This window comes from Paraburkholderia atlantica (assembly GCF_009362785.1).
In the GTDB taxonomy this organism is placed as follows: Bacteria; Pseudomonadota; Gammaproteobacteria; order Burkholderiales; family Burkholderiaceae; genus Paraburkholderia; species Paraburkholderia atlantica.
On sequence record NZ_WHNQ01000008.1, the window covers coordinates 19,320 to 34,390 of the forward strand.

Sequence of the window (15,071 nt, forward strand, 5' to 3'; positions counted from 1 at the left end):
TGCTTGAATCGTTCGTCTATCTCGAACGGAGCTTGCAACCACCGGCGCCTTCTCAACCCGAGCGAGATGTCTATGCTGTGCATCTCCAGATGCAATCCGACTACGACACTCGAGACATGGAGATGGATGTGACCAATTTCATTGAACAGCTGATTCGCGGACGTCAAAGCAAACGCGGGTTTCTGGATCGGCCTGTGTCGATCGAAACCGTCAGGGGGATTCTTTCGGTTGCGAAATATGCGCCCAGTTCGAGCAACACCCAGCCCTGGCGATGCTACGTACTGACGGGAAATGCTCGCGACAAGATTTCCAATGCGGCCGTTGAAGCCTACCGCGCCGGCCCCGAGAAACTGGTTCCGGAGTATCCGTTCTTTCCCGAAGAACTGCCGGCGCCTTTTTCGTCCCGCTTCAATACATTCCGCGGCACGCTGGGCGATGCCCAAGGTGTGCATCGGAGCGACATAGTCGGACGCAGGCGGGACGTGGAGCGTCAATTCCGGTTCTTCGATGCGCCTGTGGGGCTCATCTTCACAATGGACCGGCGCCTCGAATGGGCGAGCTTCCTGTGCTACGGCTGCTTCCTTCAGAACATCATGCTGGCCGCGCGAGCCGAAGGTTTGGACACCTGCCCCCAGCAGATCTGGTCGCTGCAATCTGCCGTCCTGCGCGCGGGCCTCGACATTCCCGAAGGAGAAATGGTGGTGGCGGGCATGTCGCTCGGTTACGCGGACAACAGCATTCCAGAGAACAACATGGTGCTTCATAAGCTGGAAGTCGACGAATTCGTCTCGTTCATCGACGCCTGATAGGCGCCGCCCGAGGCATGTCTGAGTGGGCACCGTAGTGCGCCGGCAATTCCAGCGGCACCGTCAACGGCTCGGGTAACAACATAGTCGGCATCTGCGGCTCATGACCACGATGAGCGGTCTGCAGCTGGCTGCCCGTGCGGGAGCGACGATGGTGGACTTGCATAAGCAAGAAGATTTTGTGGTTGGTCGCCTGAAGGCGGCATAGACGCTCCCGTATGCGTCATTTATTGATGGCCATGACGGGAGCTTTTTTGGCTAGTTATTGACTAAACGATCAACAAAGGAAAGACCATGCAAAAACAAAAAGCCTCTCCGAAGACTGCTTTGGTTTTCGGCGGCTCGCGAGGTATCGGCGCTGCTGCGGTCGAACGCCTCGCTCAGGAAGGTTTCAACGTCGCGTTCACATTCGCGAGCAGCACGAATAAGGCAACTGCGCTGGCTGACGCAATTGCGGCAAACGGGGTTGGTAGTCTCGCCATCCAAGCGGATAGCGCAGATCCGACAGCGATCCGGCGGGCTGTAGGGGAGGCCACTGCCCGTTTTGGAAATCTTGATGCCGTTGTGGTAAACGCTGGCATCCTGCGACCGGGGACCGTTGATGCCGTGAGCCTGGAAGATCTTGACCAGATGCTGAACGTAAACGTTCGTGGTGTTTTCCTGTCCATCCAAGCGTCGGTACCTCATCTCAATGACGGCGCTCGTATTGTCACGATTGGTAGCAACGTTGCACTGCATACTCGCACACCGGGATTCAGCGTCTATCAACTGACGAAAACTGCAGTCGCCGGCATGGTCAAGGGCGTGGCGCTAGATCTCGCGTCGCGAGGCATTACTGTCAACAATATCCAGCCAGGCCCGACCGAAACCGACATGACCGCCGGATCGAAGGAAGTTCTCGCCGAAATGAACCCGCTCAAGCGCATTGGCCACCCCTCGGAGATTGCAGGCTTGATCGCCTACCTCGTAGGCGCTGATGCTCGCTATGTAACGGGCGCCAGCATTACTATTGACGGTGGATTCACGCTCTAAGCATGCTGCCATTAACGTCAGTGGAGGGGCGCATAGATCCGCCCCTCTTTCTGGGCATGTTTGGATATTGCTCTGCGGCGGACCGCTACGGCGTCCGCCGGCATGTCATTAGTGGTGACGCGTGTCGGTAAGTGAACTATGTCTCGACCAATCCGTATGCATAAAGCGCTCCAGGCACAAACGGTCGCGACGAACAGATGGATCCGCACATGCACCGATGTCAGGGCGAGCAAAGCCGACAACCGTTGCGATACTTGGTTTGGGAGCGATGGGCTCGGCAATGGCGATGGCTCTCGCAAGCACGGGGCCACGCCTCGTCGTTGGAACCGCACGCAGGATGAATCTTGTTGGTCTGAGAGTGGCGCGGACCGTAAGCGGCGATCGCGGACCCGAATCTGCTCTCGACGTTTCAAATGAAAATACTGACCGGCCACGGTTTGCCGAGGTTCCCGAACGTCTCATCGGATTGCACGACCGACCTGAAGCTGACGTGTCAGATCCGCTTGCGCAAACAACTTTTTCTGCCTTCAACGAACAGGGTACCTCAGACGATGAAGTGCGTTTTGATTCTTGCTGCCATAGCCTGATCAACCTTCTTCTACTCGCAAAGATCAGTCTCGCGCGCGACATGGAAAAGGAGATCGAAGCGATGAACATCGGCGCCTGACCGGGAACCGCGAACAGCTAACTGCGAAACGCGCTTCGCGTACGCCAAGCACGTCGACGTCCACCGACAAGCGGCTCAGATCACGCAGTCGGAACGGTTCCGCCGTCGATGACGTACTCAGTGCCGGTGATGGCGCTGGCCCGCGCGGAGACGAGGAAACCGATGAGTTCTGCGACTTCTCGGGGAGAGCATGGCCGGCCGAGCGGAATGCCCCCGAGCGAATCCATGATGATCTTGCGGGCGCCTTCCGTGTCGATGCCGTTCTGCCGGGCGATCTCAGCAACGAAACTCGCGGCGGCATCCGTCTCGACCCAGCCCGGGGAGACGCGCACGACCCGAACGCCTTTCGGACTGACTTCCTTGGACAAGGCTTTGCTGTAGTTCGACAGGGCAGCCTTGGCGGCGGCATAGGCAATCGTGGCCTCCGGCAACGGTAACTGCCGCTGGATCGACGTGACGTGGACGATGACGCCCGAGCGCTGCTCGACCATCAAGGGCAACAGCGCGCGATCGATGCGCACTGCCGCGAACAGGTTCAGGCTCAATGCCTTGTTCCATTCGTCGTCGTCGAGCACCCTGAAGCCACCCGCCGGCGCAGATGAGCCACCCGCCACGTGCGCGATTATATCGACGCCGCCGAGCCGTTCGAGCACGGCGTCGACAATGGTTTTACAGCCCTCGGCCGTCGTGATGTCCGCACCGATGAACCTTTCTTCGGAAAGGTCATCGGGACGCGAACGTGCCGTCGCAAGGACGTTCGCGCCGGCCTCGCAAAGGTGCGCGACAACGGCTTTACCGACTCCTTTGGTCCCGCCTGTGACAAGCGCCCGAAGGCCCTGAAGTTCGAGTGCGGCGCTCATCAGTGAATCTCCAGAGACGCGATCTTGCCGCCGGCCAGGACAAACGTGTAGGTCAGCTCGACCGGGCTACCGGGGAAGGCGCCGGTGAGCCTGGCGCGCATCGTCACGGCGGCGCCATCTTGGGACAGGTCCAACGGCTCGACGTTGTATTGGTACCGGGCTTTGGCGTCCTTCTTCCAGGCCTGGATGGCTTCGAGCCCCTCGATAGTGCGGCCCTCGTCGCGCACGACGGCATCGGCAGCGAAGCAGTTCGCGAGAGGAGCGGTGTCGCTGGTGGCTTCCGCGTTCAGATAGACATCCAGTGGCGGGGGCAGGGTCATGTTCATCGGACTTCTCCTGAAAGTCACGTTTGCATGTCCCAATGATGGCGCTATAGTTACCACATCGCAAGAACGCACTAAAAAGTAAGTAAGCCCGTGCCCAACCGAAAAGCCTACACTCCCACGACCGCTGCGATCGACGTCGAAGCCGCATTCAAGCTGCTGGAAGGACGTTGGAAGCTGGTCATCCTGTTTCACCTTTTCGGTGGTCAGGTGCGACGCTTTTCGGACCTCGAGAGGCTGATCCCAGGCATCACGCAGAAGATGCTTGCCCAGCAGCTACGCCGCCTCGAAGAGGACGGCATTGTGACGCGCACGGTCTATCACCAGGTGCCGCCGAAGGTGGACTACCGCCTGACCGATTGGGGGCAGGCGCTGTGCCCGGCACTGGACGCGATCCTGAAATGGGCGGAGCGCCGTGAAGACTTTCCATCGGCTGCATCGAGCGTGCGTGCCTAAGGCTGACTGACCTGTTTTCCTGAATTCGAATTCTGTGGGTCGTCGACGAGGTGTCTGCTAATTCAACGGATGCGTCTGCATCGGTTTGGAGTGCTCTCCCAACGTTTTCCGAGTCACGCCGTCGGGTCGCGGTATGGTCGGACCGCGTCAGCGATCCGCCACTTTCCGTGATGGCCGACGAGATAAAGGCCGACGCGTTATCCGCGGTCGTCTCATGTCGCTCCCGGAGCGGACGGTGGTAAATCTTTTCCGAGCGGCTCCATCGGGTCGTCAAGACTCGTTCGCAGTTCCGGGAAGCCGACATTCGAATGCACCGCATCGCGACAGCAAAGCGGCGAGCTGCAGACGCATGGCGGCCGAATGGCGTCGGCAATGGCCGATCTCCACAAAGCTGCCGCCGCCGCATTCTGTGGAAGCTGCGAATCTGCTTATCGATGGTGGATCGCTCGCCACCCGAAATCATGCGTGTCGCCTCGTGAAAAATCGCGTTATCAAGCCGGCTTCTCCGTTCTTCGAGAGCATCTTCGATAGCCTCCTTACGCTTAGCCTTGGGAGATGGCCATAGCGTGCTTGCATGCGGCGGCCCCGCAGTTCGCCAATATTGAGGGCAGCTCTTCGACACTCCTACGCGTTCACAAAACGCGACTGCATTCCCGTCGAACTAGCGGGAAATGCCTCGTTCAATTACTTGCGAAATGCATCTTCTGGCGTCGATCCTGGTCGAGGGTCGGGCGCGGGCTGGAAGATCTGCGGAGCATTTTGCCGCCCATTCTTTGTATCGCAGTGCCGTTGTTTGTCGCGGCAGAAGAGGCTGTGCCTCTGCTGCTCCAAGCCATCCTTCACATCGGGAACAAAAGCCGCACCTGCAATGCCAGGCAGAACGCGGTGCGAGGTCAGGCTCGGGACGCACGCCATGGGGCACGTTGCTGAATTCTACTGTCCGTTATTTTATAGAAAGAAAGTGAAAGCAATATGTAGGAAAGCAACGAATTTCAAACACGGAAGTGCGAGGATTGCGTATAGGATGGGGAGCCACAGGCCAGCCACTCGCAATGAAGGCGGTCAATTATCAAGAAGAACGCTTCCCTCGAACGGGGTGCCGGTATGGAAAGACTTCCCGACGGCAGCAATCATTGTCCGATTATCGTCATGACTAGCCCTCGATCCTGGACGAATGTTAGTAGCATCCGTTAATAACTTTTTGGATACGTTTTTTATTTCCTACACCAACTTTCATTTCCGCTACGTTACCGAATACTTGCGGATGGAAAACTTTCTAAAGCTTTGGGTCGTGGCGGGTAGGGTGCGATTGCACTGCCGCTGTCAGGCTTGCCGAATATGGGACAGGGGAGGCGCAACCCGGTCGGGTTGCGGCACTCGCAGGTATCAGTTTTCTGTTTTTCGTCACGAACGCAAATTTCAAATGATCTATTTTTTGACTGGTGAGACCTTGTCGAGCCATCTGTAGGCGCGCCCTGCAATTTTCGATTTCAGATAATCGATACTTTTTTCGGATGTTTGCTATCGCGATTATCTTTTGATTCGCGCCGGGGCATGATCGTCGGTGGAAACGAACGTTCGGAATCCGGCTGGCAGGTGCGGAAAGGGCTAATTGGACAAAGACTGTCTACGTTCATCGCACTATGACGCGAGTCGCCCAGGCTTTTCAATAACGCTCTCTTTGGCGGCGCCGCTAGCCCCAACCGATTGCCAGATAACTGTCTTGTAGCTGTAAAAAGTCTGTGTTCTAATTCTGCCTGAATTTTTAGGCCGACCAGCATGCACCGATCGTGTGTGAGACCAGGTTGGCCTGACAAGCAAGTCACGGTTTCTTCTTCAAGGGCCATTACCCCTGACCAAGGTAGTGTTCATGGTCCAGCGGAAACCGCGGGGGACGAGCGCTAGAACTGCTACCAGCGCTCTAGACGGTAGCCTGCCATCCGCGCAGGTTCGCCCAGCCCTGCAGTGGGTAGCCTGATTCAAAGAAAACTAAAGAAAGGCGCTCACGTTGACGACAACCCGTCAGCGGGGTTCTGCTCGCGCACATGCTGCGAGCGTGATCCTGCGCGCTCTTCGACAGACTTTTGTACCTTGTGCCATACGCTCGCAAACGAAGCGGGCGCCAGCGTTCGTTGTCCTCATAGTCAAGCATCTCCGGAGAGATCCATGTCGAACAGTTTGCAGAAATGGGTGGGGCGTAACCGTCCGCCGCGTGTCCAGATCACCTACGACGTCGAAGTCGGCGATGCGGTCGAGAAGCGTGAGCTTCCGCTCGTGGTCGGCCTGCTGGCGGACCTTTCGGGGCATCCGGCTACGCCGCTGCCCAAGCTCAAGGAGCGCCGTCTGGTCGATATCGACCGTGACAACTTCGACGAGATCATGGGCAAAATCCGCCCGCGACTCGACCTTTCCGTGCCGGACACGATGAAGGGCGAAGGCAATATCAAGGTCGAGTTGAAGTTCGAAAAGTTCGAGGACTTCCACCCGGAAAGCATCGTGAATCAGGTGCCGCGCCTTGCGAAGCTGCTCGAAGCGCGTCAGCAACTGCGTGATCTGCTCGCCAAACTCGACGGCAACGACGAACTCGATTCGATGCTCGAGCGCATCGTGCAGAGCAGCGAAGAACTCAAGAAAGTTCAAAGCCAGGCTCAAGCCAGCAACGCACCCGCGGCCGAGGCCGCAGGTGACGCACCGGCTGAATAAGCCACGACTGGCGTAACTGGCATAACGGGCGAGACCCAAACCGCCCAGTAGTGGGCGCAATGAACTTTCAAAGGTGATTCACATGGAAAGCACTACTGCAGCCGGCGCAGCCGGTAGCGAAGCCCAGACCCTCGACGCCTCGGCTGGCGCCGAGTTGAGTCTGCTCGAGCGCATCGTTCACGAAGGCAACATGGCCGTCGAGCCCTCGCAAAGCGGCTACGCGAAGCAACTGATCGGCCAGCTCGCGTCACAGATCCTCGACGAAGGCATGCGCACGAGCCCGGACAAGAGCGTCGTCGCAATGATCAATGAGCGCGTCGCCGAGATCGACAAGCTGCTCTCGGATCAGCTCAACGCGATCATGCACGACGAAGCGTTCCAGACGCTCGAAGCGTCGTGGACCGGCCTGCACGACATGGTCTATGGCACGGAAACGGGCCCGCGCCTGAAGCTGCGTCTCCTGAACGTGACGAAGAAGGACCTGCTCAAGGACCTCGAAACCGCAGTCGATCACGACATGAGCGCGCTCTTCAAGAAGATCTACGAAGAGGAATACGGCACGTTCGGTGGCCATCCGTTCTCGATGCTGATTGGCGACTACTCGTTCGGTCGTCATCCGCAGGACATCGCACTGCTGGAGCGCATCTCGAAGGTAGCCGCTGCGGCGCATGCCCCGTTCATTGCGGCGGCGGCCCCGAGCCTGTTCGACCTGAAGTCGTTCACGGACCTCGGTGTGACGCGCGACCTCTCGAAGACCTTTGAGAGTGCCGAACTTGCCGGCTGGCGCTCCTTCCGCGACTCGGAAGATTCGCGCTATGTGTCGCTCGTGCTGCCTTCGTACGCTGCGCGCCTGCCGTATGGCGCGAAGACGAAACCCGTCGAGAACTTCAACTTCGAAGAAGACGTCGACGGCAGCGATCACAGCAAGTACCTGTGGGCCAACTCCGCCTACCAGCTCGGCCTGCGCATTACCGACGCATTCGCGAAGTACAGCTGGGCGACCTCCATTCGTGGCGTCGAAGGCGGCGGCAAGGTGGAGAACATGGTCGCGCACGCGTACAAGACCGACGAAGGCGATGTCGTCCTCAAGTGCCCGACGGAAGTGACGATCACCGACCGTCGCGAGAAAGAGCTGAATGACCTTGGCTTTATTGCACTCGTCAACTCGAAGGGATCGAACTTCGCGACGTTCTTCGGCGGTCAGACGACCAACCGCCCGAAGCTGTACAACAAGGACGCAGCCAACGCTAACTCGCAGCTTTCGGCGCGCTTGCCGTACGTTCTCGCAGCCTCACGCTTCGCGCACTATCTGAAAGTGATGATGCGTGACAAGGTGGGAAGCTTCCAGTCGCGCGGCGATGTCGAGGCGTATCTGAACAACTGGATTGCGGACTACGTGTTGATCAATCCGTCGGCTTCGCACGAACAGAAGGCGCGCTTCCCGCTCGGCGAGGCACGCGTGGACGTGACGGAGGTGCAGGGCAAGCCAGGCGCGTATCGCGCGACCTGCTTCCTGAAGCCCCATTTCCAGATGGAAGAACTGACGGCATCGATCCGTCTCGTCGCGGAACTGCCGGCAGCGGCGGCCTGATGCTCGTGTGTGCGGCGCAAGCCGCACACACGAGATGAATTGATCACCTATTGAGAAGAGACAGCTATGGATACCGTTCTGCTGCAGATTAAGGACATCAAGGGTAATTCGACACTGGAGGGCGCGACCGAACATATCGTCCTGTATTCGTACTCGCTCGGCGTCACGATGCAGATGAACAACGACGTGGGCCGCACGGAACGTACGCTCGGTCGTCCGAACTTCATGGAATTTAACGTCAACAAGGCAACCGACCAGTCCACGCCGGCGCTTTACGCAGCTTGCGCCGGTGGCACGAAGCTCGGGGAAGCCAAGATTTCGATCGGGCGCAACGAAAACAGCAAGTTCATGCCGCTGATCGAGTACACGCTCAGCGACGCGATGATCTCGGCGATCACGACTTCGGGCTCCGGCGAATCGCAGGATAACGTGACGATCAACTTCTCGAAGATCACGACCACGTACACGCAGCAAAACGTCGACTCGACGAAGAAGGGTACCGCGTCGTTCGGCTGGGATCTGGCCGCGAACAAGCCTATTACGGTGTCGGCTTCCTGATTCTCAACTGCGCACCGCCGGCGGAGTCTGGAGCTTTTCGGTCGGTGACACCCGGAGCTTTTGCTTGATGCCCGCAATCGTAATCGGTTCACCGATGCCATTGTTCGATCGCCTCGCCGCCAGCGGCGAGGCGCAGCTACCCGGCGAAGACGGGCTGCGGGCGTCGATCGCGCGTGAACTCACGCGACTGCTCAATACACGCTCTCGTTTGACGTTCGACGAATTTGCCGAAAGCGACGGGAGCGTGATCGATTACGGCGTGCCCGATTTTTCGGACCGGTCGCTGCATTCGGGACCGGACCGTGATCTGATAGCCGCAGCGATCGGGCGGGCTATTTCGCTGTTCGAGCCGCGCCTCGCCAATGTCGAGGTTGCGTTTGCCTTCTCCGCTGCGCACGCGCAGCGGGCAATCCTGACCATCAGTGCTCAAATGCGTGCTGGCCCAAGCGTCACGCACGTGGCATTCGAGCTGGCCGCCAACGGCCATTCGCTCGTCGCGGCGTGAGGCAAGCACTCAAGCTCACATGCCGGCAGACGACATCCTCCAATACTACAAACGCGAGCTTTCGTACCTGCGTCTGCAAGGTGCGGAGTTCGCGCGTCGCTACCCGAAAATCGCTTCGCGTCTCGCGCTGCACGGCACCGAGTCGCTCGACCCGCATACTGAGCGTCTCGTCGAGGCCACCGCATTTCTCGCCGCGCGCGTGCATCGCGATCTCGACCAGGAGTTCCCGCAGGTCGCTTCAGCGTTGCTCGAGAACGTGTGCCCGACGCTCGTGCAACCCGTACCGTCGATGACGGTCGCGCAGTTCGACCTCGATCCGACCCAGGGCAAGGTGACGGCCGGTTTTGCCGTGCCGCGTCACACGGGGCTGCAGGCCCGCACGGAAACGGGCGACGCGTGTCGCTTTCGCACGGCGTGGGATACGGTGCTATGGCCGATTGGCATCCGCCATGCCGCGTTCGGCGAAGACGCCACGCTGCGTCTCACGCTGGAATGCGCAGAGGGCGTCGACTTCGCAGAGCTGGAAATCAGGCAACTTCGCCTGCACCTCCACGGCGACTGGATGGTGACGATGCCGCTCTACGAACTGCTGGTGTCGGGTGTAACGGACGTCTCGGTGCGACCGGAAGGCGCAAGGGCGCCGTCGTTGCTGCCCGCGCGCGCGTGGCGCGAAGTGGGCTATGGCGAAGCGGACGACGTGCTACCGCGCCCACGCCACGCGCAGCCCGCGTATGCGCTGATGCAGGAATACTTCGCGTTTCCGCGCAAGTTTCATTTTTTCGATCTGCACCATCTCGAAGGGCGGCTCGGCAAGGGCCGCCGTTGCGAGATCGTGCTGCATCTGAACCGCACTCCGCGCGGTCTCGGCATGCTGCACGCGGGGCATTTCCAGCTCGGCTGCGCGCCCGTCATCAACCTGTTCTCGCAGACGAGCGAGCCGATCGTCGTGGATCACCGTCACTATGAGTACCGCCTCGTTGCGGACCAGCGGCGCGAGTCGATCACGGAGATTCACTCGATCGAGTCCGTCGTCGCGTCGCATCCGACTCTTGGCGCCGAGGCGGCGGTGCCGTGCTTTTCGGCCATCGATCACGTCGAGGCCGATGGCGACACCGTGTTCTGGTCCGCGCGCCGGGAGCATAGCCTGCGAGAGAACGTGCAGGGCACGGACATGTTCGTGAGTTTCGTCGATTCGGCCAACGTGCTAGCCGATCCCGGCGCACCCGTGATCTACGCGAACGTGCTGTGCACGAATCGCCGTCTTGCCGAACAGGTGCCAGTAGGCGCTCGCATGCTGATCGAGAAGGTCTCGCAGAACGTGCGCGTGCGCTGCCTTTACGAGCCGACCGCTCAGCGCAGCCCTGCACTCGGCAGCGAAACGCTATGGCGGCTGATCTCGCTGCTCACGCTCAACTATCAGTCGCTCGTGAGCGGCGCGACGGGCCGCGCACAGTTGCAGGAAATGCTGCGGCTCTTCGCCTCCGACAGCACGCGCGAGCAGGACCAGATTCGCGGCATCCGCAGCGTGGAGGCCCGCAGCGCGACCGCACATGTCGGCAGCGACGCATGGCGCGGCTATTGCCGCGGCACCGAGGTCGCCGTCGAGTTCGATCCCGAGACCTTCGTGGGCGGCTCGCCGTTGCTGCTGGGGGCCGTGCTCGCGCGCTTCTTCGCGATGTACACGTCGGTCAATTCCTTTGTACGGCTGGTGGTGCGCCGTGGAGACGAGATATGGAAGCAATGGGAGCCGATGACAGGCTGCCAGCAGCTGCTCTGATCGCGCGTCTCAAGGCGAATCCGCAGCGCTTTGATCTGTTCCAGGCGATCAGTCTGCTGGAGCGAGCCGCGCCGTGGGCGCGTGCGCTCGGCCGTGGCAATGGGCTGGGCGAGGCGGTCCGCCTCACCGGCCACGTGTCGCTTGCATTCGAGCCGAGCGACGTCCACAGCGTGCGCGAGAAGACGGCGGCGCAACCGGACGGCATGCCCGCTGGCACCAGTGTGTCGTACGCGCCGCGCGCAACCTGGACGCTGTCCACGCCCGTGCTTACGCTCGCGGGCGCCAACGGCCCGCTGCCAATGGCGTACACCGAACTCGTGCTGGAGCGCCGCGCGCAGCGCGACACGGCGACGGCGGACCTGCTCGACATCTTCAATCACCGCTTTCTGTCGTTCCTGTATCGCAGTCGCAAGAAGCACTCGCCGGGGCTGAACTGGCGCTCGCCACACGCGAGCGCGATCGCGGCCTCTCTCGACGCGCTCAGCAATCTGGGCCTGCGCGACGGCATGCGCGGCCCGCGTGACGCGCGGCTGTGGTTGCGCCACGCAGGGCTGCTGAGCGCCGCGCCACGCTCGATGACGGGACTCATCGCGATGCTTGCCGACCGCCTCGGGCTCGAAGTGCGCGGCGCGCAATTCGTCGGCGGCTGGCGCGAGGTCGACCGCGCCGACTCGCTGCGCCTCGGGCGCGCGGGGGCTGCGCGGCTCACCGGTGTGGCCGTGCTCGGGCGCCGCACGTGGGACCAGGCGAGCGGCATCTGCCTCGAGTTCCCCGGCCTGACCAGGGCGCGCTTCGAGGCGCTTTTGCCCGGCGGCGCCGATCACGCGCTCGCCGCGTGGCTCATTCGCGCGTATCTGCAGCAGGATTTCGACGTGCAGTTCGTGCTGCATCTCGCGTCGCAAACCACCGCCTGCGAAGTCGGTGGCCCGCGCGCGTCCCGCCTCGGCTGGACGACATGGCTGGGCGGCTCGCGCCATACCACTCACGCACCGGCACCGGTGCGCCTCGCGCTGAGCGAGGCCGCCGCGCCCGCGCCGAAGGTTCACTAAGGAATCCGCGCATGGATATCGATATTCGCACGCTGTTGAGCCGGCTGAATCCGGAATGCAAGCTCGCGATGGAACAGGCCGCGCAGCTGTGCGTGCGACAGACGCATTACAACGTCGACGTCGAGCATCTGCTGCTCACGCTGCTCGAATCCGATGCGCCGGACCTCAAGGCCATTCTTGCGCACTTCGCCGTCAAGCCCGAAACGCTGACCGCGCAGCTGCAGAAGACCGTTGATGGATTCAAGCGCGGCAATGGCCGCACGCCGGCGCTTTCGCCGAACTTTTCGCCGCTCTTCCAGGAAGCGTGGCTGCTCAGCTCGATGCTGCTCGGCGAGCAGCAGATCCGCTCGGGCACGCTCGTTCTCGCGCTGCTCGAAGTCGATACTCTGCGCGGCATGCTGCTCGAATCGGCCCCCGCACTGCTCAACTTCCCGCGCGCGGCCCTGCGTGACCGGCTCGCGGCGATTCTCGCGGGCTCGTCCGAAGATGCGGGCGGCTCGCACATGCCCGGCCAGGACTCCGAAGCGGCGCAGCCTGGCGCGGCGTCCGCGCCCGCATCGTCTGTGGCGCGAGAGGCGGGTGCGATGCCGAACATCGCGGGCGGCGCTGGCGGGAGCGGCCGCAAGTCGGCGCTGGAGCTGTACACCGTCGACATGACCGGCCTCGCGCGCGAAGGCAAGATCGATCCGATTCGCGGACGCGACGCTGAAATCCGCCAGTTGATCGACGTGCTGCTGCGCCGCCGCCAGAACAACCCGATTCTCACGGGTGAAGCGGGCGTGGGCAAAACAGCCGTGGTCGAGGGTTTCGCCCAGCGCATCGTGCAGGGCGACGTGCCGCCCGCGCTCGTCAACGTGTCGGTGCGCTCGCTCGATCTTGCGCTGCTGCAGGCAGGCGCGGGCGTGAAGGGCGAGTTCGAGAATCGGCTCAAGTCGGTGATTGCGGAAGTGAAGGCGTCGCCGGTGCCGGTCATCCTGTTCATCGACGAGGCGCATCAGCTGATCGGCGCGGGCGGCAGCGAGGGCCAGGGCGACGCAGCCAACCTGCTCAAGCCGGCGCTCGCGCGCGGCGAGCTGCGCACGATCGCCGCGACCACGTGGGCCGAATACAAGAAATACGTGGAACGCGATCCGGCGCTGGCGCGGCGCTTTCAGGTGGTCAAGGTCGAGGAGCCGAGCGAGGCCGTCGCGATCGACATGCTGCGCGGCATGGTGCAGAAACTCGAAGAGCACCACGGCGTGGAAATCCTCGACGACGCGGTGCGCGACGCCGTGAAGCTGTCGCATCGTTACATCTCCGGGCGCCAGTTGCCGGACAAGGCGATCAGCGTGCTCGACACGGCGTGCGCCCGCGTGGCGATCGGCCAAAGCGGCACGCCCGAGGAAATCGAGGCGCTTGGCCGCACGATCGAAGCGGCCGAGCACCAGCTTCGCATCCTGCGCCACGAGGCGGCCACGGGGGCCGATCGTGCTGACGCCATCGCCGTGACTACGAAGCAGCTCGACGACGCGCGCGCGCAGCGCTCGCGCCTCACCGACAAGCTCGCCACCGAAAAGCGCGCAGTGGAGGAGATCCTCGCGTGGCGCAAGAAGATTCGCGGCTATCTGTCGGACCCGGACAGCGCGGCCGATGGCGAGGATGCCGCATCGCTCGCGGTGAATCTCTCGCGCCTCGAAAAAGGCCTTGAAGCCATGCAGAACGACGAGCCGATGGTGCCCGTATGCGTGGACTCGGAGACGGTGGCCCAGGTCATTTCGGGCTGGACCGGCATCCCCGTTGGCCGCATGCTCGCCGACGAGCTGCACACCGTGCTGTATCTCCAGGACAAGCTTGCCGAGCGCGTAGTCGGCCAGGACGAAGCGCTCGACGCGATCGCGCGCCGCGTGCGCACGTTCCGCGCCGATCTCGACGATCCGGGCAAGCCGGTGGGTGTGTTCCTGCTCGTCGGGCCGAGCGGCGTGGGCAAGACCGAGACAGCGTGCGCGCTCGCGGACATGCTGTACGGCGGCGAGCGCAACATGATCACCGTGAACATGTCGGAGTTTCAGGAGGCGCACAGCGTGTCCGGGCTCAAGGGCGCGCCGCCGGGATATGTCGGCTACGGACGTGGCGGCGTGCTCACCGAGGCCGTGCGCCGCCGACCGTATAGCGTCGTGCTGCTCGATGAAATGGAGAAGGCGCACCCCGACGTGCTGGAGCTGTTCTTCCAGGTGTTCGACAAGGGCGTGATGGAAGACGGCGAAGGCGTGCCGATCGACTTCAAGAACACGCTCATTCTGCTGACCTCGAACGCCGCGCAGGATGTCATCACCGAAGCGAGCCGGGGCGGCCGCCGCCCGCCGCCCGACGAGTTGATCGAGAAGCTGCGCCCGGCGCTGCTGCGGCAGTTCAGCCCGGCTTTTCTGGGGCGGCTCGTGCTGGTGCCTTACTACCACCTCGGCGACGCGCAGATCAACGCGATTGTGAACCTGAAGCTCGAACGGCTCGCGCAGCGCTTCGAGCGCAACCATCACGCTGGCCTCACGTGGGACGATGACGTGGCCACGCTGATCGCGCAGCGCTGCAAAGAAGTGGATAGCGGCGCGCGCAATGTGGACCACATCCTCACGCAGTCCGTGCTGCCGGAGCTCGCGCGCCAGGTCCTCGAGCGCATTTCGATTTCCGAACCATTTGGCGGCGTGCATCTCGCGCTGACTCCGACCGGCGCGATCGAGTTCCGCTTCCTCTCCAGCGAGGAGGCGTAA

Annotated in this window: 14 protein-coding genes; 11 read left to right on the top strand and 3 right to left on the bottom strand. The window is 61.8% G+C overall.

Annotated features, from left to right (window positions below):
* Window positions 1-122 precede the first annotated feature (122 nt).
* The 3 genes from GCT19_RS13660 (at window position 123) to GCT19_RS13670 (ending at window position 2,505) form a co-directional block, all read left to right on the top strand.
* Entirely contained in the window at window positions 123-806 is a 684-nt protein-coding gene (locus GCT19_RS13660) for a nitroreductase (RefSeq protein WP_018437485.1), read from the top strand.
* A gap of 294 nt (window positions 807-1,100) precedes the next feature.
* Entirely contained in the window at window positions 1,101-1,838 is a 738-nt protein-coding gene (locus GCT19_RS13665) for an SDR family oxidoreductase (RefSeq protein WP_018437484.1), read from the top strand.
* A gap of 337 nt (window positions 1,839-2,175) precedes the next feature.
* Entirely contained in the window at window positions 2,176-2,505 is a 330-nt protein-coding gene (locus tag GCT19_RS13670) for a hypothetical protein (protein WP_152852256.1), read from the top strand.
* An 80-nt stretch (window positions 2,506-2,585) separates the two neighbouring features.
* Here the strand turns inward: GCT19_RS13670 and GCT19_RS13675 are convergent, their stop codons facing one another.
* Window positions 2,586-3,365 (bottom strand): SDR family oxidoreductase, encoded by a 780-nt coding sequence (locus tag GCT19_RS13675; protein ID WP_018437482.1) that lies wholly within the window; start codon window positions 3,363-3,365, stop codon window positions 2,586-2,588.
* A complete protein-coding gene (locus tag GCT19_RS13680; RefSeq protein ID WP_018437481.1) occupies window positions 3,365-3,691 on the bottom strand; it encodes a nuclear transport factor 2 family protein in 327 nt (108 codons plus the stop codon). The genes GCT19_RS13675 and GCT19_RS13680 overlap by 1 nt, the downstream gene beginning before the upstream one ends.
* 90 nt (window positions 3,692-3,781) lie before the next feature.
* Here GCT19_RS13680 and GCT19_RS13685 point away from each other — a divergent pair, with 90 nt between their 5' ends.
* Window positions 3,782-4,144 (top strand): winged helix-turn-helix transcriptional regulator, encoded by a 363-nt coding sequence (locus GCT19_RS13685; protein ID WP_018437480.1) that lies wholly within the window; start codon window positions 3,782-3,784, stop codon window positions 4,142-4,144.
* A gap of 1,490 nt (window positions 4,145-5,634) precedes the next feature.
* On the opposite strand, the gene GCT19_RS13690 is transcribed toward GCT19_RS13685, so the two are convergent.
* Window positions 5,635-5,925, bottom strand: coding sequence for a hypothetical protein (locus GCT19_RS13690; RefSeq protein WP_152852257.1), 291 nt, complete (start codon window positions 5,923-5,925; stop codon window positions 5,635-5,637).
* 385 nt (window positions 5,926-6,310) lie between these two features.
* On the opposite strand from GCT19_RS13690, the gene tssB reads away from it, so the two are divergent.
* The 7 genes from tssB to tssH all read left to right on the top strand — a co-directional run bounded on the left by tssB (window position 6,311) and on the right by tssH (window position 15,071).
* Window positions 6,311-6,847 (top strand): type VI secretion system contractile sheath small subunit, encoded by a 537-nt coding sequence (tssB, locus tag GCT19_RS13695; protein ID WP_013093163.1) that lies wholly within the window; start codon window positions 6,311-6,313, stop codon window positions 6,845-6,847.
* An 82-nt stretch (window positions 6,848-6,929) separates the two neighbouring features.
* Complete coding sequence (gene tssC, locus GCT19_RS13700; RefSeq protein ID WP_018437479.1) at window positions 6,930-8,438, top strand: type VI secretion system contractile sheath large subunit; 1,509 nt, start codon at window positions 6,930-6,932, stop codon at window positions 8,436-8,438.
* A gap of 66 nt (window positions 8,439-8,504) precedes the next feature.
* The gene (locus tag GCT19_RS13705) at window positions 8,505-8,996 is read left to right on the top strand and encodes an Hcp family type VI secretion system effector (RefSeq protein ID WP_018437478.1); all 492 of its coding nucleotides are present in this window, start codon (window positions 8,505-8,507) and stop codon (window positions 8,994-8,996) included.
* Window positions 8,997-9,063: 67 nt separating this feature from the next.
* A complete protein-coding gene (tssE, locus tag GCT19_RS13710) occupies window positions 9,064-9,501 on the top strand; it encodes a type VI secretion system baseplate subunit TssE (RefSeq protein WP_152852258.1) in 438 nt (145 codons plus the stop codon).
* Between the two features lie 19 nt (window positions 9,502-9,520).
* A complete protein-coding gene (tssF, locus tag GCT19_RS13715; protein ID WP_018437476.1) occupies window positions 9,521-11,278 on the top strand; it encodes a type VI secretion system baseplate subunit TssF in 1,758 nt (585 codons plus the stop codon).
* Complete coding sequence (gene tssG / locus GCT19_RS13720; RefSeq protein ID WP_152852259.1) at window positions 11,233-12,327, top strand: type VI secretion system baseplate subunit TssG; 1,095 nt, start codon at window positions 11,233-11,235, stop codon at window positions 12,325-12,327. The genes tssF and tssG overlap by 46 nt, the downstream gene beginning before the upstream one ends.
* Before the next feature lie 11 nt (window positions 12,328-12,338).
* Window positions 12,339-15,071, top strand: a complete 2,733-nt coding sequence (tssH, locus tag GCT19_RS13725; protein ID WP_152852260.1) for a type VI secretion system ATPase TssH — start codon at window positions 12,339-12,341, stop codon at window positions 15,069-15,071.

Bases quoted from the DNA above. Each gene is read 5' to 3' on its own strand.
- tssC (WP_018437479.1), top strand. From the start codon at position 6,930: ATGGAAAGCACTACTGCAGCCGGCGCAGCCGGTAGCGAAGCCCAGACC.
- GCT19_RS13660 (WP_018437485.1), top strand. From the start codon at position 123: ATGGATGTGACCAATTTCATTGAACAGCTGATTCGCGGACGTCAAAGC.
- GCT19_RS13665 (WP_018437484.1), top strand. From the start codon at position 1,101: ATGCAAAAACAAAAAGCCTCTCCGAAGACTGCTTTGGTTTTCGGCGGC.
- tssH (WP_152852260.1), top strand. From the start codon at position 12,339: ATGGATATCGATATTCGCACGCTGTTGAGCCGGCTGAATCCGGAATGC.
- tssG (WP_152852259.1), top strand. From the start codon at position 11,233: ATGGAAGCAATGGGAGCCGATGACAGGCTGCCAGCAGCTGCTCTGATC.
- GCT19_RS13675 (WP_018437482.1), bottom strand. From the start codon at position 3,365: ATGAGCGCCGCACTCGAACTTCAGGGCCTTCGGGCGCTTGTCACAGGC.
- GCT19_RS13690 (WP_152852257.1), bottom strand. From the start codon at position 5,925: ATGCTGGTCGGCCTAAAAATTCAGGCAGAATTAGAACACAGACTTTTT.
- tssF (WP_018437476.1), top strand. From the start codon at position 9,521: ATGCCGGCAGACGACATCCTCCAATACTACAAACGCGAGCTTTCGTAC.
- tssE (WP_152852258.1), top strand. From the start codon at position 9,064: ATGCCCGCAATCGTAATCGGTTCACCGATGCCATTGTTCGATCGCCTC.
- GCT19_RS13670 (WP_152852256.1), top strand. From the start codon at position 2,176: ATGAATCTTGTTGGTCTGAGAGTGGCGCGGACCGTAAGCGGCGATCGC.
- GCT19_RS13680 (WP_018437481.1), bottom strand. From the start codon at position 3,691: ATGAACATGACCCTGCCCCCGCCACTGGATGTCTATCTGAACGCGGAA.
- GCT19_RS13705 (WP_018437478.1), top strand. From the start codon at position 8,505: ATGGATACCGTTCTGCTGCAGATTAAGGACATCAAGGGTAATTCGACA.
- tssB (WP_013093163.1), top strand. From the start codon at position 6,311: ATGTCGAACAGTTTGCAGAAATGGGTGGGGCGTAACCGTCCGCCGCGT.